At 60.1% G+C, this 24,740-nt stretch carries 22 protein-coding genes; 1 reads left to right on the top strand and 21 read right to left on the bottom strand.

All coding sequences use genetic code 11. The features are described 5' to 3' along the window. Positions 1-172: 172 nt before the first annotated feature. Positions 173-5,260 carry an NEL-type E3 ubiquitin ligase domain-containing protein gene (locus AC1DKH_RS24640; RefSeq protein ID WP_477799578.1) on the top strand — a complete coding sequence of 1,696 codons (5,088 nt, stop codon included), beginning with the start codon at positions 173-175 and terminating at the stop codon, positions 5,258-5,260. Between the two features lie 44 nt (positions 5,261-5,304). On the opposite strand, the gene ureC is transcribed toward AC1DKH_RS24640, so the two are convergent. The 21 genes from ureC to AC1DKH_RS24745 all read right to left on the bottom strand — a co-directional run bounded on the left by ureC (position 5,305) and on the right by AC1DKH_RS24745 (position 24,585). Next, entirely contained in the window at positions 5,305-7,005 is a 1,701-nt protein-coding gene (ureC, locus tag AC1DKH_RS24645; RefSeq protein WP_477799579.1) for an urease subunit alpha, read from the bottom strand. Between the two features lie 169 nt (positions 7,006-7,174). Continuing rightward, positions 7,175-7,483: an urease subunit beta gene (locus tag AC1DKH_RS24650; protein ID WP_477753484.1), complete on the bottom strand. Its 309-nt coding sequence runs from the start codon at positions 7,481-7,483 to the stop codon at positions 7,175-7,177. Further along, the gene (locus tag AC1DKH_RS24655) at positions 7,483-8,016 is read right to left on the bottom strand and encodes a GNAT family N-acetyltransferase (protein ID WP_477759993.1); all 534 of its coding nucleotides are present in this window, start codon (positions 8,014-8,016) and stop codon (positions 7,483-7,485) included. Before AC1DKH_RS24655 ends, AC1DKH_RS24650 begins: the two co-directional genes overlap by 1 nt. A gap of 6 nt (positions 8,017-8,022) precedes the next feature. Next, positions 8,023-8,556, bottom strand: coding sequence for an N-acetyltransferase family protein (locus AC1DKH_RS24660; RefSeq protein ID WP_477753269.1), 534 nt, complete (start codon positions 8,554-8,556; stop codon positions 8,023-8,025). 9 nt (positions 8,557-8,565) lie between these two features. After that, positions 8,566-8,868, bottom strand: a complete 303-nt coding sequence (gene ureA / locus AC1DKH_RS24665) for an urease subunit gamma (RefSeq protein ID WP_477753268.1) — start codon at positions 8,866-8,868, stop codon at positions 8,566-8,568. 180 nt (positions 8,869-9,048) lie between these two features. After that, positions 9,049-9,888 carry an urease accessory protein UreD gene (locus AC1DKH_RS24670; protein ID WP_477799580.1) on the bottom strand — a complete coding sequence of 280 codons (840 nt, stop codon included), beginning with the start codon at positions 9,886-9,888 and terminating at the stop codon, positions 9,049-9,051. A 30-nt stretch (positions 9,889-9,918) separates the two neighbouring features. Then, complete coding sequence (gene urtE / locus AC1DKH_RS24675; RefSeq protein ID WP_477799581.1) at positions 9,919-10,617, bottom strand: urea ABC transporter ATP-binding subunit UrtE; 699 nt, start codon at positions 10,615-10,617, stop codon at positions 9,919-9,921. 120 nt (positions 10,618-10,737) lie between these two features. Then, on the bottom strand, positions 10,738-11,607 hold the full coding sequence (gene urtD, locus AC1DKH_RS24680) for an urea ABC transporter ATP-binding protein UrtD (RefSeq protein ID WP_477763633.1): 870 nt from the start codon (positions 11,605-11,607) through the stop codon (positions 10,738-10,740). Further along, positions 11,604-12,683, bottom strand: a complete 1,080-nt coding sequence (urtC, locus tag AC1DKH_RS24685) for an urea ABC transporter permease subunit UrtC (RefSeq protein WP_477799582.1) — start codon at positions 12,681-12,683, stop codon at positions 11,604-11,606. The genes urtD and urtC overlap by 4 nt, the downstream gene beginning before the upstream one ends. Beyond that, the gene (gene urtB / locus AC1DKH_RS24690; RefSeq protein WP_477799583.1) at positions 12,683-14,185 is read right to left on the bottom strand and encodes an urea ABC transporter permease subunit UrtB; all 1,503 of its coding nucleotides are present in this window, start codon (positions 14,183-14,185) and stop codon (positions 12,683-12,685) included. The genes urtC and urtB overlap by 1 nt, the downstream gene beginning before the upstream one ends. 148 nt (positions 14,186-14,333) lie before the next feature. Continuing rightward, positions 14,334-15,599 carry an urea ABC transporter substrate-binding protein gene (gene urtA / locus AC1DKH_RS24695; RefSeq protein ID WP_477753262.1) on the bottom strand — a complete coding sequence of 422 codons (1,266 nt, stop codon included), beginning with the start codon at positions 15,597-15,599 and terminating at the stop codon, positions 14,334-14,336. Between the two features lie 248 nt (positions 15,600-15,847). Further along, complete coding sequence (locus AC1DKH_RS24700) at positions 15,848-16,858, bottom strand: FecCD family ABC transporter permease (protein ID WP_477753261.1); 1,011 nt, start codon at positions 16,856-16,858, stop codon at positions 15,848-15,850. Next, the gene (locus AC1DKH_RS24705; protein WP_477799584.1) at positions 16,855-17,814 is read right to left on the bottom strand and encodes an ABC transporter substrate-binding protein; all 960 of its coding nucleotides are present in this window, start codon (positions 17,812-17,814) and stop codon (positions 16,855-16,857) included. The genes AC1DKH_RS24700 and AC1DKH_RS24705 overlap by 4 nt, the downstream gene beginning before the upstream one ends. Beyond that, positions 17,811-18,599 carry an ABC transporter ATP-binding protein gene (locus AC1DKH_RS24710; protein WP_477799585.1) on the bottom strand — a complete coding sequence of 263 codons (789 nt, stop codon included), beginning with the start codon at positions 18,597-18,599 and terminating at the stop codon, positions 17,811-17,813. Before AC1DKH_RS24710 ends, AC1DKH_RS24705 begins: the two co-directional genes overlap by 4 nt. A 156-nt stretch (positions 18,600-18,755) precedes the next feature. Then, positions 18,756-20,135 carry a PepSY-associated TM helix domain-containing protein gene (locus AC1DKH_RS24715; protein ID WP_477799586.1) on the bottom strand — a complete coding sequence of 460 codons (1,380 nt, stop codon included), beginning with the start codon at positions 20,133-20,135 and terminating at the stop codon, positions 18,756-18,758. A 130-nt stretch (positions 20,136-20,265) separates the two neighbouring features. Then, the gene (locus AC1DKH_RS24720) at positions 20,266-22,383 is read right to left on the bottom strand and encodes a TonB-dependent copper receptor (RefSeq protein WP_477799587.1); all 2,118 of its coding nucleotides are present in this window, start codon (positions 22,381-22,383) and stop codon (positions 20,266-20,268) included. Positions 22,384-22,491: 108 nt separating this feature from the next. Next, on the bottom strand, positions 22,492-22,941 hold the full coding sequence (locus AC1DKH_RS24725) for a DUF2946 domain-containing protein (protein ID WP_477799588.1): 450 nt from the start codon (positions 22,939-22,941) through the stop codon (positions 22,492-22,494). A gap of 21 nt (positions 22,942-22,962) precedes the next feature. Then, complete coding sequence (locus AC1DKH_RS24730; RefSeq protein WP_477753255.1) at positions 22,963-23,442, bottom strand: copper chaperone PCu(A)C; 480 nt, start codon at positions 23,440-23,442, stop codon at positions 22,963-22,965. A gap of 47 nt (positions 23,443-23,489) precedes the next feature. Then, entirely contained in the window at positions 23,490-23,888 is a 399-nt protein-coding gene (locus AC1DKH_RS24735; RefSeq protein ID WP_477799589.1) for a DUF2946 domain-containing protein, read from the bottom strand. A 100-nt stretch (positions 23,889-23,988) separates the two neighbouring features. Continuing rightward, on the bottom strand, positions 23,989-24,279 hold the full coding sequence (locus AC1DKH_RS24740; protein WP_007994260.1) for an addiction module antidote protein: 291 nt from the start codon (positions 24,277-24,279) through the stop codon (positions 23,989-23,991). 3 nt (positions 24,280-24,282) lie between these two features. Next, complete coding sequence (locus AC1DKH_RS24745) at positions 24,283-24,585, bottom strand: type II toxin-antitoxin system RelE/ParE family toxin (protein ID WP_477753253.1); 303 nt, start codon at positions 24,583-24,585, stop codon at positions 24,283-24,285. Positions 24,586-24,740: the final 155 nt, after the last annotated feature.

Raw genomic sequence — 24,740 nt, forward strand, 5'->3', positions numbered from 1 at the left:
AAGCAGGCACATTCGTGGTTGTGTGGTGCGGTAAATAGATATTTTCGGCACCTGGATTTTCGAATGCACAGGGCTGTTTTTGTACATTGAACCAACGATTATTTGCGCTTTTGTTCACGGGACAAACGCATAACGATAGGGCCCCAATCAATGGTTTGAAGGTGTTCAAGACATGCCTGAATTGCAAGGAAGCAATCCAACAGGGCCGTCAAGTCCGGCAACAAAGGAAGACAACGGGGTTCATCACCAACGGATAAAACCGTTGATCCCCAAGGCGATTACCGAAGCACCACGGGCCAGGCTCCTGACGGCGGTGGATGTACCGCCGACGTTCCCTGCCTGGTATCTGAAAGCCCGACCGGTGGACCGCGACTATCTCAAGCAACTCATCGACGAGCGCTGGCGCCTGCAAGGGCGGCTGGATGAATTGCTCGGCGATTTGCAGCACGACATCAAGGCCTTTGCCGAGCCGTTGCTCAAAACCCTGTTGCTCTCGAACTTCAACGAGCATGGCAATCCGAATGACCTGCAATTGCGCCTGTATGTGCCGAACAAAATCGCCGGTGTAATCGATACCCAGGCCAGTACCATCCGTCGCTCCTCGCTGCTCGAAGCAGCGCTGCACAACTTCGAAGAGGATGAAACCCGTGATGATGCGTTTCGCAGCGGCTCCGCGGTGTTACGCAAGGACTTTCGTGGCGACCTGCGCGAGATCAAGGTCATCACCCCGCAAAAATTTGCGACGCTGTGTCGGCGCCTCGACATTGGCGGGCAATACCAGACCCACATCAAGTCATTGCTCACCCCCGCAGATGCCAATGCCGCTCGCCTGCTCAAGGAGCATTCGATCGCCAGTGACAAAGCGGCCCTCAAACTGGCGTCGACGACGGCGTATCTCAAGGGCGATATCGGCCTGCACGGTTACGCAACGATCGGCGGATTGATCGACGGCAAGTCTGATATCCAGTGGTATGGCCGTCCGTTGCAAAGTCATCGTTTGTCGCTTATGGGCTGCCAGATGACCGGCGTTGTGCTGTTCAGCGCGGTGGCCGAACCAACGGCGGTCAAAAGCGCCATTGATGAGCTGACGCCCGATGCACGCAAGCAATGGCTTGATTTCTCCCGACGGGCAACTTCCTCGCTACCCAATGGCTTCGATACCTTTCGCCTGCTCAAGGCTTTTTTCGCCAACGGCCCGAAAGGCGTGGTGGAAGAGATGCTGCGCAAGGACGAAATCTACAGCCAGAATCGGCTGAGCGGGCATTTGATCGCCTGGGTACCGGATGACCCGGATCATCCGCTGAAGGAATATGCCTCGCTCACCGACTTCATGAAAACGCTGATTGGCCAACTGCGTGAAAGTGACTACCAGGGTTTTTTCAGTCGTTTTGTCGCGCAGAAAGACAAGGCGATTTTTTTCAGCCGGGTCAATGAACGGCTCAAGACCATCACCTGGCAACAGCGCGAACCGCTGGACATGGGGCCATGGTGGCGAGAAACGCCGGTCGAAAACCCTGATGCGGAACCTGTCACTCATCTGATCAGCGACGACCTGTGGGACCGTCTGTTTCGTGAGCGCCGCGACAAAGCCATCGCCGATGCCCGATTGATCGCGGTGCCGACCGATGACGAAGACGCCAATGCTCGCTGGAAACGCCTGAGCGGCTATCTGGACATCGCCTGGAACCTGTTCAACTTTGGCGCAATGCTGGTGCCAGTGCTGGGGCCGGCCATGCTGGGCCTGATGGCTGCGCAATTGCTGACGGAGCTGGTCGAGGGCATTGAAGACTGGAGCAAGGGTGACGTCGAAGAGGGCGCGGCGCATATCAACAGTTTCTTGATCAACGGTGCGCAATTGGCCCTGATGTTCATGGGGTACGTGCTGCCCAAAGGCCCCACGCCGATCAGACCATCACCCCTGATCGACAGCCTTAAACCGGTGGAACTGTCCAACGGAAAAACGCGTCTGATCAAACCCGATCATGCACCTTATGCGCACCGCCTGACGCTGCCCGAAACCGCAACACCCGATGACCTCGGCGTCATCGAGCATGACGGGCGCAAAGTGCTGCCGCTCGAGGGCAAGCAATTCGTGCTCAAGGAGGATCCGCTCACCGGACAGCCTCGACTGCAACATCCCAGGCGGCCGGATGCCTATCAGCCGAACATCGAACACAACGGTGCTGGCGCCTGGCACACGGAGTTCGAACAACCGATGGAATGGGACAAGGGCAAGCTGTTGCGGCGTCTCGGTCCATCAGTGGATGGGATCAGTGACGAAGTGCTGGAGCAGGTGCGGCATGTCAGCGGTGTCGAGGAAGGCGTACTACGTCGTATGCATGTCGAAAATGATCCACCGGCGCCCTTGCTCATGGACACGCTGAAGCGCTTCAAGGCTTACGCGGACGCCGACAAGCTCAGTGCGCAAATCCTGAATGGTCAGGTGCCGCAGGAACTGTCGGAGAAAGTGACGGGGTTTGTTACTGCGTTACATGGCTGGCCAGAATCCAGGGCCCTGGTGCTGGAAGCCGATGCCGCTTCGGGCCGACCATCACTGAATTTCGGTGCAGCTGAGGCTACGCCTGAAAATACCCTCAACATTTCCCGGGCTGATGTTTGCGAAGGCCGACTGCCGACACGAGTGGTTGACGCTCTCAGCGAGGCGCAATTGCAGGACTGGTTCGGCAGTGAAGTTGCGAAAGAACGCTCGGCGCGTATTGCCGAGCTGCAAAAACGCATCGCTCGCCAAGCGCAAGACAGCAAAAAAACACTGTTCGATACGTTGTACGAGGCCCGGGAAACCACCAGCGATGCACGGATAAACCTGCTGAAGCGGGATTTTCCGGAGCTGTCGAACGCCGCCGCACAAGCCCTGCTGGACGATGCCGCTGAAGCCGAGTTGTTGAAATTGACACGAAACAGACGGATCCCGTTGCGCTTGCGCGAAATGGCGCGCAAGTCTGTGTTCGGCTTGCGTTTGAGTCGCGCCTATGAAGGGCTTTATCTAGACGGATTGAGTAATGCCGACACCGACCGGCTGGCGCTGCATACCCTGGCAAACTGGCCGAAATGGCCAAAGGATATGCGCATCGAAGTCCGCGATTTTTCCTTCACCGGTGCACTTCAAGACAGCGTTGGTCCGGTCGATGCCTCGGTGCGCAAGGTGTTGGTCATGCGCGAAGACGGGCGCTATGAAGCTTACGACCATGAGGGTGGCCATCTGCATGGAGCGGACGATCTGCACGGGGCATTGCTGCATGCCTTGCCCGATGCCGACCGCAAAACGCTGGGGTTTGAGATCAATCAGGGGGCGCAACTGCGTCAGGCTGTTAAACAATCGCCGCTGTCACACGACACGTTCTCGAAAACCCTGCTGGATCATCCGATACGCAAGCCTGCTTACGACCCGCAGATCATGCGTTTGCGTGGCGGAATGCGCATTTACAGGGTGCGCTCACAAGATCCGGATCTTTTGCGAGTTCGTACAAGATCACTCTATCCAGGCCTGGATGACAGTCAGGTACAGGCGCTTCTGAACGATTTTGGTGATTGGGCCAACCAGCGACTGACTGCGTTGGAAACCGAGTTCAACCGCTTCAATGATTCAATGCGTCGTTGGGTCAACCAACCTACCCAATCCTGGCGCCTTACAGCCGACGGAGCCGCGGAGTGGCAATCCAGAACCGATCTCTACGCGAAACTCCGCCGCTGCTGGCAACGCACCGGACCGGCGGGCGTTGAGGCCCCCGGTATCGTGGCGCCGCAAGCATTGAATCTGGATGGTTTCCCTCTGGACAGGCATTTGGCGACGATGCCTGAACTGGCGGCCAGTTTTGATCACGTAACCGAACTCAGTCTGAACAACGTACGACTGCGTAATGAACAGGTCGGATTCCTGCGGCCATTCCGGCAATTGCGCCAGTTGAACATGACGCAAAACCGTTTGACCTTGTTTCCTCCAGAGATCGGCAACATGCGCTGGCTGACTCATCTGGTGCTCAGCGATAACAACATCTCCCTGGACAGCGAGGGAATCGCCCACCTCAGGGGACTGACCCGCTTGCGCCTGTTGCGTCTGGACAACAACCCGTTGCGCTTGCCGCCTGATGTCAGTCGTATGCCCAGCTTGCAGGCGATAACCCTTGAACATTGCCAGCTCAATACCTGGCCCACGGGTTACTTTGGCCGGAATCGCCCGCGCAGCATTTATCTGAACCTTGAGTTCAACGTGCTCACGCAAATTCCCGAAATGGCGCCCGGTTCCTTCCGCGCGGAGTTGCTGGCGCGCACATTCTTTACTCGTGAGGAGGGCTGGATTTCGCCCGAGAACCTTGAACGGGTGCGCACGTACATCGAATCTATCGGTCTGGACCCTGATCGAGCCTATCCCCCACGCGGTGTTCTCGACAGTTCCGAATGGGGGGAAGGGCTGAGCAACGCAGAATGGAATGCGAAACAGGAGATCTGGGACAGCGTCGAAGACGAGTATGGCTCGCTGCCGTTTTTCAATGAAATCCGGCGGCTGACCGAGTCCTATGATTTCAAGGCCGACGACAAAAGCTATCGTATCGGACTCACCGCCAAAGTGTGGCGCATGCTAGAAGCCATGGCCGAAAGAACCGAGTTACGGGAAAAGCTGTTTGCCGAGGCGACCAGCACCACAAACTGTGTCGATGGCGGCACTCAGTTGTTCAATGCCATGGGCGTCGAGGTATTAGTGCACGAGGCTCGTTCATTGGCCAATCCGGGGCTGGTGGAAGCCGAGCTGCTGCAGCTGGCGAGGGGCAAGGCGCGTCTGGACGAACTGGGCAGGATTGCCCGCGAGCGTGTCGCTGAGCGCTTGCGGGCCGGAGAAACTTTTTATCGCCCTGGAGCTGAAGGTGGAACCATCGATGAAGTCGAGGTGCATTTGGCTTACATGACGGATCTGGCGGAGCGCCTGGATCTGCCATGGCAAGCGCGAGGCATGCAGTTTCGGGCTATTTCCAAGGTGAGCAAGGAGATGATCGAGGCGGCCTGTCAGCGTGTGCTGGCTCTGGAAGAAGGGGGCTTGCTGACTCAGCTGATTCTTGAGCAACCGATCTGGCAAACCTTCATGGAAACGACCTATCGGCAGGAATTCGATGCCCTCAAGCTGAGGCTGGAAAACGCTGAGGATGAAGACATATTTCAGGCCATCAAGGCGCTCGAAAAAACGTTGACCCAGCAGGCTCTGGGCCGAGCCAAACTGGACAAGATGAACACCAAAATCGGTAGCTGACCCGCAAGCCCCGAACGCCTGGCGTCCGGGGCTTCTTGCATTGCTCAGAACAGGAAATAGCGCTGGGCCATTGGCAGGGTTTCCGCCGGCTCACACCACAGCAATACGCCGTCGGCCTTGACCTGATAGGTCTGCGGATCGACGTCAATATTCGGCAGGTAGTCGTTGTGGATCAGGTCGGTTTTCTGCACGTCGCGGCAACCTTTGACCACGGCGATTTTTTTCTTCAAACCCAAGGCTTCAGGCAGTCCGGCCTCCTGTGCAGCCTGGCTGATGAAGGTCAGGCTGGTGGCGTGCAGCGAGCCGCCGTAGCTGGCGAACATCGGGCGGTAGTGCACCGGTTGCGGCGTCGGGATCGAAGCGTTGGCATCGCCCATCAGGCTGGCCGCAATGGCACCGCCCTTGAGAATCAACGTCGGTTTTACACCGAAAAACGCCGGGCGCCAGAGCACCAGATCGGCCCATTTACCCACTTCCACCGAGCCCACTTCATGGCTGATGCCGTGGGTGATCGCCGGGTTGATGGTGTATTTGGCGATGTAGCGCCTGGCGCGGAAGTTGTCGTTGCCTTCGCCGTCAGCGGGCAATGGGCCACGCTGCTTTTTCATTTTGTCGGCGGTCTGCCAGGTGCGCGTGATGACCTCGCCGACGCGGCCCATGGCCTGGCTGTCGGAGCTGATCATCGAGAACGCGCCGAGGTCGTGGAGGATGTCTTCGGCGGCAATCGTCTCGCGACGAATGCGGCTTTCGGCGAAGGCCACGTCTTCGGCAATGCTCGGGTCGAGGTGGTGGCAGACCATCAGCATGTCGAGGTGTTCGTCGATGGTGTTGCGGGTGAACGGCCGGGTCGGGTTGGTGGAGCTCGGTAGTACGTTGGCAAAACCGCAGGCCTTGATGATGTCCGGCGCGTGACCGCCACCGGCACCTTCGGTGTGATAGGTGTGAATGGTGCGGCCCTTGAAGGCGGCGAGGGTGGTTTCGACGAAGCCCGACTCGTTGAGGGTGTCGGTGTGGATCGCCACCTGCACATCGTACTGATCGGCCACGCTCAGGCAATTGTCGATGCTCGCCGGCGTGGTGCCCCAGTCTTCGTGGAGCTTGAGGCCGATGGCGCCGGCCTTGACCTGTTCGATCAACGGCTCCGGCAGGCTGGCGTTACCCTTGCCGGTCAGGCCGATGTTCATCGGGAACGCGTCGGCAGCCTGAAGCATGCGCGCCAGGTGCCATGGCCCGGAGGTGCACGTGGTCGCATTGGTGCCGGTGGCCGGCCCGGTGCCGCCGCCGATCATGGTGGTAACGCCGCTCATCAACGCCTCTTCGATCTGCTGTGGGCAGATGAAGTGGATGTGGGTATCGATGCCGCCGGCGGTGAGGATCATGCCTTCACCGGCGATCACTTCAGTGCTGGCGCCAATGGCGATGTTGACGTTGGGCTGGATGTCCGGGTTGCCGGCCTTGCCGATCGCCGCGATGCGCCCGTCCTTGAGGCCGACATCGGCCTTGACGATGCCCCAGTGATCGATGATCAGCGCGTTGGTGATCAGGGTATCGACCACCTCGGCGGCCAGCAACTGGCTCTGCCCCTGGCCGTCGCGGATGACTTTGCCGCCACCGAATTTCACTTCTTCGCCGTAGGTGGTGAAGTCCTGTTCCACTTCGATCCACAACTCGGTATCGGCCAGGCGAACCTTGTCACCGACGGTGGGACCGAACATGTCGGCGTAGGCTTGTCTTGAGATTTTCATGCGCTTGCCTTGGGATTCAATTGATTTGGAGACCGCTCGCATTACTCGCTATCGCAGCTTCGCTGCGCTCGGCAGCTCCTACGGGTGTTCACACAGCATTCGCGCGCCCGGTCCCTGTAGGAGCTGTCGAGCGAAGCGAGGCTGCGATCTTTTGGGAGCACCGCATTTGTCAGTCGAGGTCACCCATGATTCGCCCGGCAAAGCCGAACACCCGACGATGCCCCGCCAAATCCACCAACTCCACCTCACGGGTCTGCCCCGGTTCGAAACGCACCGCCGTGCCAGCCGGGATGTTCAGGCGCATACCACGACTGGCGTTGCGGTCGAACGACAGCGCGTCGTTGGTTTCGAAAAAGTGGTAATGCGAGCCGACCTGGATCGGCCGATCACCACTGTTGGCCACTTTCAGACTGATCGTGCGCCGACCGACGTTGAGCTCGATCTCGCCTGGCTGGATCTGGTATTCACCGGGAATCATCAATGGGCTCCTTGGAGAATCTTGTAGTAGAGGGCAGTCGGCTTATAGCGGCCGCTCGGGTCGCAGGCGTAATCGGGAATTTCACCGGCGCGGGTATAGCCCAGCGATTGGTAGAAGTCTTCGGCGGGTGAACCGGCCTCGGTGTCGAGGTAAAGCATGCCGCGCTTGTGCTGCAGGGCGGCCGCCTCCAGGGCACTCATCAGTTGCTGGCCCAGACCGCGACGCCGCGCATGTTCGCGCACCAGCAGCTTCTGCACTTCGGCGCGGTTCAGGCCGTTGGCTTTCTGGCACAAACCCAACTGCACGCTGGCCTGGACCTGTTCGTCCTTGACCACCACCCACAGCAACACATTGCCCTTGTTCAGGTTCTCCTGAACCTCATCGAAATACGCACGCGCCTGGATGGCATCGAGTTCAGCCATGAAGCCGACACTGGCGCCATAGCCGACGGCATCGAGCAGCAGGTCGATCAGGCCCTGACGATAATGCGCAAAGCTTTCTACGTTGACGCGTCGCAGTTGGGCGGCGTTCATCGGGGATTACTCCTGGTTGATGCTTGGCGGCTGCGCGCCGGGATTCAGGGTCAGTTGCATGAAGGTCAGGTCCAGCCAGCGACCGAACTTGGTGCCGACCTGCGGCATTTGCCCGGTGGTGATAAAGCCGATGCGCTCATGCAAGCGAATGGAGGCAGCGTTAGCGCTTTCGATAGCCGCGACCATCACGTGCTTGTCGCAGCCTTTGGCGCGTTCGATCAGCGCTTGCATCAGTTGCGGGCCGAGGCCGTTGCCGCGCTGGTCGCTGCGCACATAGACCGAGTGCTCGACGGTGTGACGGAAACCGTCGAAGGGCCGCCAGTCGCCGAACGAGGCGTACCCGAGCACCGTGTCGTCGGCATCGACGATCACCAGAATCGGATAAGCCTGGGATTGCCGGGCGTTGAACCAGGCCTGGCGGTTGTCGAGGTCGACCGCGTGCTCGTTCCAGATCGCCGTGGTGTTGAGCACCGCGTCGTTGTAGATGTCGCGGATGGCCGGCAGATCGGCATGCACGGCATCGCGGATGTGGTAAGTCATGGCGCGGCCTCAGGCGATGGGTTGGTGGACGGTGACCAGTTTGGTGCCGTCGGGGAAGGTGGCCTCGACTTGGACTTCCGGGATCATTTCCGGGATTCCTTCCATCACTTGTTCGCGGGTCAGCAGGGTGGTTCCGAAGTGCATCAGCTCGGCCACCGTCTGCCCGTCGCGTGCGCCTTCAAGCAGCGCGGCGCAGATGTAGGCCATGGCTTCCGGGTAATTGAGTTTCACGCCGCGAGCCAAACGCCGCTCGGCCACCAGGCCTGCGGTGAAGATCAGCAGCTTGTCTTTTTCGCGTGGGGTCAGGTCCATCGTTTGAGATCCATGATCGGCAGTTAAAAAGGTGTCAAATCTTGCAACCCACAGGACTGTAGGAGCTGACGAGTGCAACGAGGCTGGGATCTTTTGATCCCGGTCTTTCCCGTGCCGCTGAAGATCAAGATCAAGATCAAAAGATCGCAGCCTTCGGCAGCTCCTACAGGGTATGCATACTCAGGTGCTCCATATTCTGGGGGGGACCGCTTCGCGACCGAGCAACGCCGGCCTGAGCAGTCGCCACAATTCAATCAGCCATCCCCGCGCCAACAGAGTTTCACTGGCCAGGCATCGGGCAACCAGCAACCCCGGCAATTGGGTCAAATCCCCGCGCACGTCGTCGGGCAGCGAGCGGCAGGTTTCCAGCAGTTCGCTATCGATCTCACCCGTCACCAACAACGTCGCAAACACCGGTTGCCCGTCCAGCCCGATGGGCGAATCGAGCAAGCCGTCCGCCCCGACAACGCGCTGGCGTTCATGCCAGAGCAACTGGCCGTCGCGGCGGATATCCAGATGTGCCTGGAAGTGCCCAAGGTCGAAGCGCTCGCCACTGGCCGGCCGGCCCAGCGCCACGACGTCCCAATAGAACAGCCGTGCATCGCCTTCAAGGTCGATGCAGGTGCTGAGTTCAGCCTGGGCCGCGCTGAAAATGATCGTCTCCTGGGGCAGCCATTCCAGTGTCGCACCCGCTGCCACCTTCAACTTCAGCTGCTGATAGGCGGGGCCGGCGGCGCGATACCACTTGGCCGCGCCGGGGCTGGTGATCTGTGCCCAGGCATCGCGCTCGACGCGGGCTGAAATATCCAGCCGATCACCGCCGGCAATCCCGCCTGGCGGGTGGACGATGATGTGTTGGCAGACTTCAGGCCCTTCGGCATACAGATGCTTCTGTACCCGCAGCGGGCCCAAGTGGCGGCGCTGGACCGGACGTGTGCTATCGCCGAAGCGGGCGTAACCCAGCTCCAGCTCGGCGTGCCAGCTCGGGGTGAACAGCGTTGTTCGGGCAGGTAAATTCATGATTTCTAATTATCGTTAGGTCGCTAAAGATTAGATCGTAACCAGACCGCGCACACCCTCGGCTTCCATATTTTCTCCGCGACCCTGTTGCACGATCTCGCCTCGGGACATCACCAGGTACTGGTCAGCCAGTTCGGCGGCGAAATCGTAGAACTGCTCCACCAGCAGAATCGCCATGTCGCCCCGGGCTGCGAGTTTTTTGATCACGGCACCGATCTCCTTGATTACCGACGGCTGGATGCCTTCGGTGGGCTCGTCGAGGATCAGCAGACGAGGGCGGCTGGCCAGCGCCCGGCCAATGGCCAGTTGCTGTTGCTGGCCACCGGACAGGTCGCCGCCGCGCCGTTGCTTCATTTGGAGCAGCACCGGGAACAGTTCGTAGATGAAGGCAGGGACTTCCCTGGCTTCGCTGCCGGGAAAGCGCGACAGCCCCATCAGCAGGTTTTCTTCCACGGTCAGGCGGCCGAAGATTTCCCGGCCCTGCGGTACGTAAGCGATGCCGGCATGCACACGCTGGTGCGGCTTGAACGTAGTGATCGGGTTACCTTCCCAGTTCACTGCGCCCTCCTTGGGCGGCAGCAAACCCATCAGGCATTTGAGCAGGGTGGTCTTGCCTACGCCGTTACGCCCGAGCAGGCAGGTGACTTCGCCGACCTTCACGTCAAATGTCAGGCCGCGCAGGATGTGGCTTCCGCCGTAATACTGGTGCAGTTTGTCGACTTGCAGCATTTTCAAATACTCCTCAAATCCCCGTAGGAGCTGCCGAAGGCTGCGATCTTTTGATCTTCAAAAGACAGATCAAAAGATCGCAGCCTCGTTTCACTCGACAGCTCCTACAAGGGATACAAATCAGCGACCGAGATACACCTCGATCACCCGCTCGTTGTCCTGCACCTGCTCCAGTGATCCTTCGGCCAGCACACTGCCCTGATGCAGCACAGTAACGTGGTCGGCAATCGAACCGACGAAGCCCATATCGTGCTCCACCACCATCAGCGAGTGCTTGCCGGCCAGGGTCTTGAACAGTTCGGCGGTGAACTCGGTTTCAGCATCGGTCATGCCCGCCACCGGCTCGTCGAGCAGCAGCAATTGCGGGTCCTGCATCAACAACATGCCGATCTCCAGGAACTGCTTCTGGCCGTGGGACAACAGACCCGCCGGGCGATTGACCGAAGAGGTCAGGCGAATGGTCTCCAGCACTTCGTCGATGCGGTCTTTCTGCTCGCCGCTCAAACGCGCCCGCAGGCTTGCCCACACCGACTTGTCGGCTTTCTGCGCCAGCTCAAGGTTTTCAAACACGCTCAAGGCTTCGAACACCGTCGGCTTCTGGAACTTGCGGCCGATACCCGCCTGGGCGATCTGCACTTCGCTCATTTGCGTCAGGTCCAGGGTTTCGCCGTACCAGGCCTTGCCGTGACTGGGACGGGTCTTGCCGGTGATCACGTCCATCAGCGTAGTCTTGCCCGCGCCGTTGGGGCCAATGATGCAGCGCAGTTCGCCGACGCCGATGTACAGGTTCAGATTGTTCAGCGCGCGGAAGCCGTCGAAGCTGACGCTGATGTCTTCCAGGGTCAGGATGGTGCCGTGGCGGGTGTTGAGGCCGGGGCCGACACGCTGGCCGAGGCCGATGGCATCGCGGCTGCTGCCGGCGTCCTTGTTGGGCTCCACAGGAAAAAAAGCCGGTTCGAGCATGAATTCAGCGGTTGCAGTGACTCTCATTGCTCACCTCTTTTCTTCAATAGACCGATCACGCCTTTGGGTAGATACAGGGTCACCATGATGAACAACGCGCCGAGGAAGAACAGCCAGTACTCGGGGAACGCCACGGTAAACCAGCTTTTCATGCCGTTGACCACGCCGGCACCGAGCAGCGGACCGATCAAGGTGCCGCGGCCGCCAAGGGCCACCCACACCGCTGCTTCGATCGAGTTGGTCGGCGACATCTCGCTCGGGTTGATGATCCCCACTTGCGGCACGTACAACGCACCGGCCAGGCCACACAACACCGCACTCAACACCCACACGAACAACTTGAAACCGCGCGGGTCGTAGCCGCAGAACATCAGGCGGTTCTCCGCATCGCGCAGCGCGGTCAGTACCCGGCCGAACTTGCTTTGCGCCAGGCGCCAGCCGATGTACAAGCTCGCCACCAGCAACAGCACGGTGGCGAAAAACAGCACCGCGCGGGTGCCCGGTTCCGTGATGCCGAAGCCAAGAATGGTGCGGAAGTTGGTGAAGCCGTTGTTGCCGCCGAAGCCGGTTTCGTTGCGGAAGAACAGCAACATGCCGGCGAAGGTCAGGGCCTGGGTCATGATCGAGAAGTACACGCCTTTGATCCGCGAACGGAAGGCGAAGAAGCCGAACACCAAGGCTAGCAACCCCGGCGCCAATACCACCAGGCACAGGGTCCAGAGGAAGCTGCTGGTGCCGGTCCAGAACCACGGCATTTCGGTCCACGACAGGAAGGTCATGAACGCCGGCAGGCCATCGCCCGAGGCCTGGCGCATCAGGTACATGCCCATGGCATAACCACCGAGGGCGAAGAACAGGCCGTGGCCGAGGGACAGCAGGCCGGCATAACCCCAGACCAGATCGAGCGCCAGTGCGACGATGGCGTAGCAAAGAATCTTGCCCACCAGCGTTAGCGTGTAGGCGGAGACATGCAGCGTACTGTCCGCCGGTAACAGCGACAGCAGCGGCAATGCCAGCAACAGAACGAGGATCACCACACCGACGGCAATCGTGACTTTAGGGCCGGCCTTTTGTGTGGCCTTGAGCATCAGGGGCTGGTTCATCAGTCGATCACCCGTCCTTTGAGTGCGAAGAGGCCTTGCGGACGTTTCTGGATGAACAGAATGATCAGCGCGAGGATGAGGATCTTGCCGAGCACGGCACCGATCTGCGGTTCGAGAATCTTGTTGGCGATCCCTAAGCCAAACGCCGCCAGTACGCTACCGGCCAACTGACCGACACCGCCGAGCACCACCACCAGGAACGAGTCGATGATGTAGCTCTGGCCGAGGTCCGGGCCGACGTTGCCGATCTGGCTCAGGGCCACGCCACCGAGGCCGGCGATACCCGAGCCGAGGCCGAAGGCGAGCATGTCCACGCGCCCGGTCGGGACGCCGCAGCAGGCGGCCATGTTGCGGTTCTGGGTGACTGCGCGCACGTTGAGACCCAGGCGAGTCTTGTTCAGCAACAGCCACGTGAGCACCACCACAAACAGGGCAAAGGCAATGATGACGATGCGGTTATAGGGCAGCACGAGATTGGGCAGTACTTGAATTCCGCCCGACAGCCAGGCCGGGTTGGCCACTTCGACATTCTGGGCGCCGAACACCAGTCGAACCAGTTGGATCAGCATGAGGCTGATGCCCCAGGTGGCGAGCAGGGTTTCCAGTGGACGGCCATAGAGGTGGCGAATCACCGTACGCTCCAGCGCCATGCCGATGGCGGCGGTGACGAAAAATGCCACTGGCAACGCGATCAGCGGATAGAACTCGATGGCCTGCGGAGCGAAGCGCTGGAACATCAGTTGCACCACATAGGTCGAGTAGGCGCCGAGCATCAGCATCTCCCCGTGGGCCATGTTGATCACGCCGAGCAGGCCGAAAGTGATCGCCAGACCGAGGGCGGCGAGCAGCAGAATCGAGCCCAGCGACATACCGCTGAATGCCTGGCCGAGCATCTCGCCGACCAGCAGTTTGCGTTTGACTTGAGCGAGGCTGGTTTCAGCGGCGGTATGCACATTGGCATCGGCTTCAACGCCGGGATCGAGCAAACCTTCGAGGCGGGTGCGGGCCAACGGGTCGCCGGTTTCGCCGAGCAGACGTACAGCGGCGAGGCGTACGGCCGGATCTGCGTCCACCAATTGCAAGTTGGCCAAGGCGAGGCTCAATGCCGCGTGAACACCTTCATCCCGTTCGCCAGCGAGCTGCTGGTCGAGGAATTTCAACTGCGCCGGTTTGGCGCTTTTCTGTAAATGCTGCGCCGCTACCAGACGAGTTTTGGCGTCGGCGGTGAGCAACTGATGGCTGGCCAGCGCGGTGTCGATCAGCCCCCGCAGGCGGTTGTTCAGGCGCAGGGTTTTCGGTTGGCCGTCGATGGTCAATTCGCCTTGTTGCAGGGCATTGATCAACTTGCTACGGGCCGGGTCGGGCTGCGCGGCCCAGGTTTCCAGCAACTTGGCCTGCTGCACGGGATTGGCGGCGACGAAGTCTTCGGCGTCACCGGCGTGGGTGGTCATCGGCAGCAAGAGTGCGATGGCGAGGAGGAAACGGTAGAGGGCAGTGGGCATGTCAAATGTCCTGGTGATACGCGGACCTTGTAGGAGCTGGCTTGCCAGCGAAGGCGTACTGACTGACGCCAAAGGCTTCGCTGGCAAGCCAGCTCCTACAGGATTTGTGTCGGGCCGAGCAATGTCGTGCTGCCCGACACCCAATGGCTCAGTTGCTCTTCACCGCATACTCCGGCTTCTTGTCGTTACCCGGGATGAACGGGCTCCACGGCTGGGCGCGGATTGGCCCTTCTGTCTGCCACACCACGTTGAACTGACCGTCAGACTGGATTTCGCCGATCATCACCGGCTTGTGCAGGTGGTGGTTGGTCTTGTCCATGGTCAGGGTGTAGCCGGACGGCGCGGCAAAGGTCTGGCCGGCCAGGGCTTCGCGGACTTTGTCGACGTCGGTGGATTTGGCTTTTTCCGCCGCTTGCGCCCACATGTGGATGCCGACATAAGTGGCCTCCATCGGGTCGTTGGTCACCGCCTTGTCGGCGCCCGGCAGGTTGTGTTTCTTCGCGTAGACTTTCCAGTCGTCGACGAACTTCTTGTTCACCGGGTTCTCGACCGATTCGAAGTAGTTCCACGCCGCCAGGTTGCCCACCAGTGGCTTGGTGTCGATGCCGCGCAGTTCTTCTTCGCCGACCGAGAACGCCACGACCGGAACGTCGGTGGCTTTCAGGCCCTGGTTGGCCAGTTCTTTATAGAACGGCACGTTGGAGTCGCCGTTGACGGTGGAGATAACCGCGGTCTTGCCGCCCGCCGAGAATTTTTTGATGTTGGCGACGATGGTCTGGTAGTCGCTATGACCGAACGGGGTGTAAACCTCTTCGATGTCCTTGTCGGCCACGCCTTTGGAGTGCAGGAACGAACGCAGGATCTTGTTGGTGGTGCGCGGGTAGACGTAATCGGTGCCGAGCAGGAAGTAGCGTTTGGCACTGCCGCCTTCTTCGCTCATCAGGTATTCAACGGCAGGGATCGCCTGCTGGTTCGGCGCAGCGCCGGTGTAGAAGACGTTTGGCGACATTTCTTCGCCTTCATATTGCACCGGGTAGAACAGCAAGCCGTTGAGTTCTTCGAACACCGGCAGTACCGATTTGCGCGACACGGAAGTCCAGCAACCAAACACCACGGCGACCTTGTCCTGGGTCAGCAACTGACGACCCTTCTCGGCGAACAGCGGCCAGTTCGAGGCCGGGTCGACCACCACCGGCTCGAGCATCTTGCCGTTCACGCCGCCCTTGGCATTGATCTCGTCGATGGTCATCAGCGCCATGTCTTTCAACGACGTTTCGGAGATCGCCATGGTTCCGGACAACGAGTGCAGAATACCGACCTTGATGGTCTCGGCGGCCTGGACGGTCCAGGTCATGCCCATCGCGGCAATGGATGCCGAGAGTGTGAAAGCCTTGATCAAGCTGCGACGCTTCATTGTGCGATCTCCATGAACGTTAAAGTTTTTTATGGTTGGCAGATGCGGACTACTGAAAGTGTGTTTTGCAAGGGCTGTGCCCGGTCGGCAAAAGGCAGGGAAACGTCGTTCCAGAGCGGTTGCACGGTTCTCAAGCGCACCATGAGAGGACATGGTCAGTGGTCTGGTGCGCTGAGGTGCGTCACATTGGGGCGCGGATTTTATGAGCAACACAAATCAAATGTGGGGGCGGGCTTGATCTGTGTGAATCAGCGGCGGCGCATCAGGCCGATGAAGAACAACCCGCCAATCGCAGCGGTGGCGACGCCGATAGGAAGGTCTTCCGGAGCGATCAGTGTCCGGGCGGCGACGTCGACCCAAACGAGGAATACACTGCCGAGCACCACGCACACCGGCAGCACACGTCGGTGTTCGGCCCCGACCAGACGCCGCGCAATGTGCGGCACCATCAGCCCGACAAAACCGATCGAGCCGCTGATCGACACCAGCACCCCGGTCATCAGTGACGCAATCAAAAACACCCGCAGGCGCACGGTGCGCGCATTCAGGCCCAGGGTCACCGCCGTCTGTTCACCGGCCATCAACGCATTCAGCGGTCGCGCCATACCCAACAGCAAAATCAGTCCGAGCAACACACTGGCTGTCGGCACCGCCAGCAGCTCCCAGCGTGCCAACCCGAGCCCGCCGAGCATCCAGAACATCACCGCCGAACTGGCACGATGGTCGCCCAGGAACAGCAGCAAATTGGCAATCGCCATCATCACGAATGACACCGCCACACCGCATAACAACAAACGATCACTGTCGAGGCGACCGTGGCGACTGGCGATCATCAGCACCACCAGCATGCTCAGCAATGCACCGATAAATGCCGCGATTGGCAAGCTCAGCCGGCCAGCGATCTCACCGACATGCAGCACCACAATCACTGCGCCCAACGTCGCGCCGGACGTGACGCCGAGTAAATGCGGGTCAGCCAAGGGGTTGCGCGTGACCGCTTGCAGCACCGCGCCGATCAATGCCAGGCCGGCGCCCACCAGCGCGCCGAGCAGCATGCGCGGGACGCGGATCAGCCAGACGATATACTCTTGTCCGGGGTTCCAGTCCGGCACAGCTAATCCGAACAGTTTGTACAACAGGATGCGCCACACCACGTCCACCGGCACCCGTGCCGGGCCGAAACCCAGGGACACCACGCACGACACCAGCAACAGCGCACCGAGGGCGATCAACAACAGGGCGTAGCGACGGTTGATCATTCGCCGTGGAAACCCTTGGCCAGGGTGGCGACCGCCAGCACGTTATCGATCCCCGGCGTGGCCTGCACGTAAGGAATGACGATGAAGCGCCGGTGCTTGATCGCATCCACCGATTGCAGGGCTTTGTTGTCCAGCAGAAATTGAATCTTCTGCTCTGCGGTGACTTCGCTGTAGTCGACGATCACGATCACCTGCGGATTGCGCTCGACCACGGTTTCCCAATTGACCCGGGTCCAGCTCGCGTCGACATCCTCCAGAACATTGCGCCCGCCAGCGGCGTCGATCAGTGCTTGCGGCATGCCCAGGCTTCCTGAGGTCATGGCCCGGTCTTCGCCGCTGTCGTACAGGAAGACCCGCGGTTTTTCCGCGGGCAGGCCTTTGCCAATGTCCGCCACTTGCGCCTGCATGTTGGCGATCAGGGCATTGGCGCGGTCCTGTATGTCGAAGATTCTGCCGAGGTTTCGCAGGTCGTTATAGGTGTCTTCGAGGCTGGCCGGTGGACGCTTCATCACGAAGGCGCAGGACTCGGTCAGTTCATACACATTGATGCCCAGCGGTTGCAGGGTTTGCGGCGTGAGATCGCCGCCGATGCGCATGCCGTAGTCCCAACCGGCGAAGAGGAAATCGACGTTGGCATTGAGCAGGGTTTCCACCGACGGGTACTTGGCCGCCAGCTCCGGCAGGCCTTCGAGAATGCTGTGCATCTCGGGCGTCACGGCCTTCCAGCCACTGATGCCGCTGTAACCGGCCATTTGTGGTTTGAGGCCGAGGGCGAGCATCATCTGGGTCATGTTGATGTCGTGGCTGAGGGCGTGTTGCGGTGCCTGCTTGAAGGTCACCTCGCGGTTGCAGCTTTTGATTGTCAGCGGGTAACGGGTGGCTTCGGCCAATGCCTGGGTGCAGCCCAGCAGCATCACGAGAGAGAGGCCGCAGCGCAGCAGGGAACGCAAAGTCATGGTTGGGTTATCCAGGTGATTCGTGGGTAGCCGTGCAGTGGATGCTCATCGATCAGCGCTTCGACGCCGAACACATTGCGCAGCAGCGCAGCCGTCAGGACTTCTTTCGGTGTGCCGCTGGCGACGATACGACCATGGTTGATCACGTACAGCCGATCACAAAAAGCCGCCGCCAGATTGAGGTCGTGGATGCTCGCCAGGGTGCCGATGTTCAAGCGTTTGACCAGCTTCAAAAGCCCAAGCTGATAACGCGGATCGAGGTGGTTGGTTGGCTCGTCGAGTATCAGCAACTGTGGTTGCTGAGCCAGTGCGCGGGCGAGGATGACCCGCTGTTTTTCACCACCGGAGAGGGTGGCGAAGCCGTGGTTTTCGAAGCCCTTGAGACCGACAGATTCCAGGGCCTGATTGATAAGATCGCGGTCTTCAAGGGTGTCGCCATCGAACAAGCCTTTGTGCGGCGTGCGGCCCATGGCGACCACTTCCTCGACGGTCAGGCCGAAGGCGTCGGGGAACTCTTGCAAGACCACGGCGATGCGTTGCGCGCACCAGCGCGGGGATTGCTTCCAGACGTTGTGGTGATCGAGTCTGACCTCACCGCTTTGCGGTTTGCTGAAGCGCCAGGCACAACGCAACAGGCTGGTCTTGCCACTGCCGTTGGGGCCGATCAGCCCGACGAACTCACCGGCAGCCACGTGTAGCGAAGCATCACGGAGCTGGAACTGATGGTGGCAATGGCCGTGGCCCAGTGGGGACCAGGTGAGGTTTGTGAGGTTCAGCGAGGACATGCAGTGACTCTTGAGGTGATGCCAAGGGCCCCATCGCGAGCAAGCTCGCTCCCACAGGTCTTACGCAATCCCTGTGGGAGCGAGCTTGCTCGCGATGGGGCTGAGGTGATGCGCGGGGAGTTTACAGTGCCTTTCGCCCCGCGCATCTCGCCTGTTTCAAGATGAAGATGAGGCGCTTTCAGTCTGCCGGGTGAAACGCGACAGCAGTACACGATCCAGCACCCACACTACCACCAGCGAAGCGCCCACCAATGGAAAGGCCACCGCCAGGGCGAACATGATCACCATCGCGGTTTTCCATTTCGGCAGGTCATGGCGCAGCGGCGGTACGCCGAGTTTTCCTTGCGGACGGCGCTTCCACCAGATCACCACGCCACTGACGGCGCTGAGCAAAATCATCAGGCAGATCAGCAACACCACGATCTGATTGAACACACCGAACATCTTGCCTTCGTGCAGCATCACGCCGATTTCCGTGGCGCGGGCGACGGTGCCGTAGTGCTCGAAACGTACATCGGCCAGGACCTTGCCGGTGTATTGATCGATGTGCAGCGTGGCGTCATTGCGCGGGTCGTCGGCGAACACGGCGATGGTGAACACGCCGGTCGCGGTGGTCGGCAGGGTGATGCTGTAACCCGGTTCGACCTTGCGTTCGCTGGCGATGTTTTGTACGTCCTGCAGGCGGATCAACGGCGAGGCCGGGCCGGCCGACGCTCCATCGTGGGCCATGTGTTCGGCATGGTCGCCGGACATCGGCATCGGCGTGTTTTCCATGGCCCACGGCACGGTCTGGCGGGTCGCGGTGTTGAGGCTGCGCGCCTCGACATCGGACTTCGGTACGTCATCCCACATGGCCGCCGGGAACACGTTCCACACTTCGGCGTATTGCTTGCCCCAGAAGCCGGTCCAGGTCATGCCGCTGAGCAGCATCACCAGCAGTAGGGACGCGCCCCAGAACCCGGTGACGGCGTGCAGGTCACGCCACAATATGCGACCGCGACTGTTCAGGCGCGGCCACAAGATGCCTGCCGCCTGACCACGCGGCCACCACAGGAAAATCCCGGACACCACCAGCACTACGCCCCAACCGGCGGCCAGTTCGATCAGCCGATCGCCAGCAGTGCCGATCATCAGCTCACCGTGAATCGCTCGGGCAATGGCTTGCAGATTCTTCTTGGCGTCTTGCTCACCGAGGATGTCGCCGTGGTAGGGGGCGACGAAAACGTTCAGCTCCTTGCCATCGTTGAGCACGACAAACTGCGCGCTGCGCTCGGCGTTGACCGGGGGCAGGTACTGGGTGACCTGGCCTTGTGGATAAGCTGTTTTCACCCGCGTCAGAAGGTCGTCGGCCGGGACGGTGTGATGACCGGCCGGGACGTTGAGCAGGCTGCTGTACATCAGCGAATCGAGCTGCGGCTTGAACAGGTAGATGATGCCGGTCAGGGCCAGCATCACCATGAATGGCGCAACGAACAATCCGGCATAGAAATGCCAGCGCCACGCCAGGTTGTAGAAGTTCACTTTGGGCTGTTTCATCGGTTGTGCTCCGCTTGGCGAATCAATTGTTTGTAAAAGATCGCAGCCTCGTTTCACTCGACAGCTCCTACAGGGCATACGCGCTCCAATGTAGGAGCTGGCGAAGCCTGCGATCTTTTGACTTTTTTTGTTAGAAACTCATGTCCACCTTGGTCCAGAGCGTGCGCCCCGGTTCCTTGATGGCTTGCGGGTCATTGGCGGGGTAGCCGAAACCGGCGTTGCCGGCCAGGTTCAAGTGCTCGGCGTAAGCCTTGCCGAACAGGTTGTCGACGCCGCTGCTGACCCTCCAGTTGCTGTTGATCCGATAGGCACCGTTGAGGGAGAACACGCCGAAGCCCGGCGTCTTGCCGAAATCCTTGCCGACCACGTTGCCCTTGTTCTGGTCGATGCGGTTTTGCGCGGCGACCACTCTCCACAGTGCGCCGGCGCTCCAGTTGTCTTCGCTGTAGGTCAGGCCGAAACGGGCATCCAGCGGCGGCATCTGCGGCAATGCATTGCCATCGCTGCTGTTCTTGCCCCAGGCGTAGGCCAGGGTCGCGTCGGCGTTCCAGTTCTCGGTGAAGTTGTAAGCGGCGCCCAGTTCGCCGCCCATGATTCGCGCGTCGATGTTTTCGGCTTGCGAGGTCGTACCCATCATTGTCGGGGTGTAGTTGAACAGGATGTAATCGCGTACCTGCCCGACGTAGGCCGAGGCCCAGGCTTCGAGGTCTTCGGTCTTGTATTGCAGGCCGAAATCGAGCTGGGTGGTTTTTTCCGGTTTGATCGAATCGAAGGCATTCACCGAACCGGCGGGGCCGGATTTGGGTGAAAACAGCTCCCAGTAATCCGGGAATCGCTGGGTGTGACCTATGCCTGCATACAAGGTGGTCGGGCTGTCGGCCAGGTCATGCTCGTAGCGGATGAAACCGCTGGGCAGGGTATCGGTGCGGGTGTCGTCGGCGGTCGGATTCGGGCGGGTCATCATGCCCGAGCCGGTGGTCTGCCGATAATCCTTGGCCGAGGCGCGGTCCAGGCGCGCGCCGCTGATCAGGCGGTCACGGTCGGCGGCGTACCAGGTCAGTTCGCCGAACACACCGTAGTTATGGAAGTCGGCATCCTTGGTGTACGGCAGGTCCTTGTAGGTGTCGACCCCCATGGCGCTGCGCTGGCGATGTTCGTTGGTCTGCGCGTCGATGCCGCTGATCAGTTGCACATCGGCCCAGCGCCAGGTGGCCTTGATCCGTGCGCCGAGGGTACGGCGGTCGACGTTGGAGGCCATGGGGCCAGCCATCATCCCGGTGCCGGACGGCGTGCGCAGGGTGTAGTTGTCCATCACATGGTCGGCGTAGTTGTAGTAGACCTGCGCCTCGACCTTGTCCAGCACCTCGTCGATGTTGGATTGTTCGAAGCGCAGGCCGAGGCTTTCGCGCAAGAACTGCGAACCGTCCATGCTGCGTCCGGCGTACCGGGCTTCACCATCGCCACGGCCGGCGGTCAGTTCGAGCAAGGTGTCGGTGTTTGGCGTCCAGCCCACGGCCACGTCGCCGTTCCATTTTTCATAGCGCGACGGCACGGTATCGTTGTTGCCGTCCTGGTAGTCGTCGGAGTGCGCGGTGTTGCCGATGACCCGCACGTAACCCGACTGGCCACCGGCGGCAGCGTCCACCAGTTTGTCGAAGCGGCCGTAGGAACCGGCCAGCACGCTGGCATTGACCCGTGTACCGAGTTCGCCGAAGTGCTCCGGTTCGCGGTCGAACAGGATAGTGCCGGCCGAAGAGCCCGGCCCCCACAGCACGGTTTGCGGGCCTTTGATCACGGTGAGCTTGTCGTAGGTTTCCGGCGAGATGTAGGAGGTCGGGGCGTCCATCCTCCCCGGGCAGGCGCCGAGCATCATGCTGCCATTGGTGAGGATGTTCAGCCGCGAGCCGAACATGCCGCGCAGCACCGGGTCACCATTGGTGCCGCCATTGCGCACCATGGCGAAGCCCGGGATGGTTTTCAGGTAATCGGCACCGTCGCTGGCCGGCACCGGTTGGCGCGGTTCCTTGGGGTTGGTGACGACGGTCAATGGCGAACTGGGGGCAACGGCGGTAATCACTGTCGGGCTCAGTTCTTCACTGTGACCGGCATGCTCATCGGCGAGCGCAGAGGGCGCCAGCAAGGCACCGCACAGGATCGCAGTGGCGTGCCTGAAACGAACGCCGGATTCGTTCAGGGCATAAGAGGCTTGGGCATGGCTCAAGCACGGGACAGCAGAAAACCTGGACATGACAATTTCCATCGAACAGTCGTAAACGACACGGCCGGCAGCCTGAAGCTGTCCCTGTGGGAGCGAGCTTTGGTTGTCTTGCGGACCGTGTGAGATCGGGGTGGGTGTTTACGCGATGGCGGGCGGGGCGCGGGTGCGGGCGCCGGGAAAGAAGGTTTGCCGGGCATGGCCCAGGCGTGGGGAAGGCGTGGTGAACGTGTTGACGGGTGAGATGACGAAGTTGGCGAAAGACACGCCACCGGTCAGCGCCGGGCAATTGAACAGCAGGCTGCAATAGCCGCACTTTTCCCATAGCGCATGGTGCCCCGGGGCTGGCGGGCAATGCTCTGCAGTGGCTTGCGTTCCATGGTCGGCATGCTCCATCGCCGACATGTCCATGTCCATGCTCATACCGGCAGGCATGGTCATCGACATGGCGCGCGAATCCATCGGCATCGACTGAGAAATCAGCGGACCGATAAAGATCATCAGCATGGCGAACAGGCTGATCCAGCTGCCGCGTGTCAGGCTCAATGCCTGATCGCGTGACCTGGATGACCTGGCGCTAAGCGGGCGCATGGGCGTTTTCAGTTCAGGCGATCAAGGCTTGTGCACGTGCGCTTGCATGGTGTCCGGCGCCTGCTTCTGCACCGCGACTTCGACCGTCACGTCACCGGACTTCTCGAAGTGCAGCGTCATGGGGAAACGCTTGCCGTCAGTGAGCAGGCTGCGGTCCTTGAGGCCCAGCAACATCACGTGATAGGCCATCGGTGCGAAAGTGACCTCGCCACCGGCGGGCACTTCCACGCTCGGTACGTGCTGCATTTTCATCATGTCGCCTTGCATCACGTGCTCATGCAATTGCGCTTCGCCCGCAATGGGGGTGTCGACGCTGAGCAGGCGGTCGGCGGTCTTGCCTTCATTGTTGATCACGAAATACGCCGCAACGGTTGGCGCGTTGGGCGGCAACTCCTGGGACCACGGATGCGCGATTTCCAGTTCGCCGACTTTGTATTCGTGGGCATTGGCAAAGCAGGCAGGCAGCAGCAACGCGGCCAGAACGATAAGTTTGTTCAACATGGCAGTTCTCCGGAACGATTTAAACGCAGGTCAATTGCGAGAAAAAATCACACCAGAGGGGACGCACGGGGGTTGAGACTCGGCCATTGCTGGCGCGGTGACGGGCTGTCGAGCGAGGTGGCGGGCAGGCTTCGGTTGGATTCGAAGTGCGCGAAATACAGCTGTGGCGAATGCCCCGGCAACGCCACCAATGGCGCAGAACCCGAGCAGCACCAGCAATGCTGCATGTTGGAATGATCGTCGCTTTGCGGGGCTTTCTGCTCAAGGTCCCCGATGGCAATCGCCACCATCCTGGTGCCGCTGGAGCTGCAAAAACTGCCCCACAACAACTGTTCGGCAGGTGACTTTGCCGTTTGCGCCATCGCTCCGGACATCGGCATGGCGAGCAGGTTGAACAGCACTGCGAAGCAGGCTATCCAGGCAATTGCGAGCCGTTGTCGGGACATGGGACAAAATCCATTTGGGTGGGCGATCAGGCGCGGGCTATTTAGCCTGATCAGGGCCGATAAGTAAAAAGGCGGCGTGCGGTCTGGTGTCGCAGCGTAATCAGACAGCGATGGCATGCAAGCGCAGACCCAAGGCTTTCATAACTTTCATGATAGTCGCGAATTCCGGATTGCCACTACTGCTCAGCGCTTTGTAAAGACTCTCGCGCCCCAGACCGGCATCACGGGCGATTTGTGTCATGCCCTTTGCTCGGGCGATATCGTTGAGCGCTGCACGTATCAGCACGCCGTCTCCGGCATCTTCTTCAAAGCAGGCATCCAGATAAGCCGCCATTTCCTCCGGAGTTTTGAGAAACTCGACGGCATCAAAACGGGTAAATTGTTCGGCCATGATTTACTCCTCATTACCGATATTGTGTGCCATTTGAATAGCACGTTTGATATCTCGTTTTTGAGTCGACTTGTCACCCCCGATCAACAGCAAGTAAATCACCTCATCTCTGCGAGTGAAGTACATCCTGTAGCCTGGGCCGTAGTGAACGCGCATCTCATAAACCGCAGCACCTACAGATTCACAATCACCAAAATTTCCATACTCGGCTGCCCGGAGTCTGGCGATTATTCGAGCTTTGCCGATGGTGTCCCTCAGCGAGTTGAGCCAGTCAGCAAATACTTGGGATCGCTCAAATTCGATCATGTTGAATCGTATTCCTTGGGATACAGTGTGGCAAGCGGCACTTTCTTTTGGGCGAGACCATTCATCCCTGTGGATGTTGGGTGCGCTTGATTGGTTCAGGGGGGAGGCGAACTATAGGATTGAGGCCGTAGAGTCGATAGCCAGCTTCGTCTGAG

The organism is Pseudomonas sp. 05L36, from assembly GCF_056398125.1.

Excerpts from the sequence above, each read along its gene's own strand:
- AC1DKH_RS24640 (WP_477799578.1), top strand. The coding sequence starts at position 173 with ATGCCTGAATTGCAAGGAAGCAATCCAACAGGGCCGTCAAGTCCGGCA.
- ureC (WP_477799579.1), bottom strand. The coding sequence starts at position 7,005 with ATGAAAATCTCAAGACAAGCCTACGCCGACATGTTCGGTCCCACCGTC.
- AC1DKH_RS24650 (WP_477753484.1), bottom strand. The coding sequence starts at position 7,483 with ATGATTCCCGGTGAATACCAGATCCAGCCAGGCGAGATCGAGCTCAAC.
- AC1DKH_RS24655 (WP_477759993.1), bottom strand. The coding sequence starts at position 8,016 with ATGAACGCCGCCCAACTGCGACGCGTCAACGTAGAAAGCTTTGCGCAT.
- AC1DKH_RS24660 (WP_477753269.1), bottom strand. The coding sequence starts at position 8,556 with ATGACTTACCACATCCGCGATGCCGTGCATGCCGATCTGCCGGCCATC.
- ureA (WP_477753268.1), bottom strand. The coding sequence starts at position 8,868 with ATGGACCTGACCCCACGCGAAAAAGACAAGCTGCTGATCTTCACCGCA.
- AC1DKH_RS24670 (WP_477799580.1), bottom strand. The coding sequence starts at position 9,888 with ATGAATTTACCTGCCCGAACAACGCTGTTCACCCCGAGCTGGCACGCC.
- urtE (WP_477799581.1), bottom strand. The coding sequence starts at position 10,617 with ATGCTGCAAGTCGACAAACTGCACCAGTATTACGGCGGAAGCCACATC.
- urtD (WP_477763633.1), bottom strand. The coding sequence starts at position 11,607 with ATGAGAGTCACTGCAACCGCTGAATTCATGCTCGAACCGGCTTTTTTT.
- urtC (WP_477799582.1), bottom strand. The coding sequence starts at position 12,683 with ATGAACCAGCCCCTGATGCTCAAGGCCACACAAAAGGCCGGCCCTAAA.
- urtB (WP_477799583.1), bottom strand. The coding sequence starts at position 14,185 with ATGCCCACTGCCCTCTACCGTTTCCTCCTCGCCATCGCACTCTTGCTG.
- urtA (WP_477753262.1), bottom strand. The coding sequence starts at position 15,599 with ATGAAGCGTCGCAGCTTGATCAAGGCTTTCACACTCTCGGCATCCATT.
- AC1DKH_RS24700 (WP_477753261.1), bottom strand. The coding sequence starts at position 16,858 with ATGATCAACCGTCGCTACGCCCTGTTGTTGATCGCCCTCGGTGCGCTG.
- AC1DKH_RS24705 (WP_477799584.1), bottom strand. The coding sequence starts at position 17,814 with ATGACTTTGCGTTCCCTGCTGCGCTGCGGCCTCTCTCTCGTGATGCTG.
- AC1DKH_RS24710 (WP_477799585.1), bottom strand. The coding sequence starts at position 18,599 with ATGTCCTCGCTGAACCTCACAAACCTCACCTGGTCCCCACTGGGCCAC.
- AC1DKH_RS24715 (WP_477799586.1), bottom strand. The coding sequence starts at position 20,135 with ATGAAACAGCCCAAAGTGAACTTCTACAACCTGGCGTGGCGCTGGCAT.
- AC1DKH_RS24720 (WP_477799587.1), bottom strand. The coding sequence starts at position 22,383 with ATGTCCAGGTTTTCTGCTGTCCCGTGCTTGAGCCATGCCCAAGCCTCT.
- AC1DKH_RS24725 (WP_477799588.1), bottom strand. The coding sequence starts at position 22,941 with ATGCGCCCGCTTAGCGCCAGGTCATCCAGGTCACGCGATCAGGCATTG.
- AC1DKH_RS24730 (WP_477753255.1), bottom strand. The coding sequence starts at position 23,442 with ATGTTGAACAAACTTATCGTTCTGGCCGCGTTGCTGCTGCCTGCCTGC.
- AC1DKH_RS24735 (WP_477799589.1), bottom strand. The coding sequence starts at position 23,888 with ATGTCCCGACAACGGCTCGCAATTGCCTGGATAGCCTGCTTCGCAGTG.
- AC1DKH_RS24740 (WP_007994260.1), bottom strand. The coding sequence starts at position 24,279 with ATGGCCGAACAATTTACCCGTTTTGATGCCGTCGAGTTTCTCAAAACT.
- AC1DKH_RS24745 (WP_477753253.1), bottom strand. The coding sequence starts at position 24,585 with ATGATCGAATTTGAGCGATCCCAAGTATTTGCTGACTGGCTCAACTCG.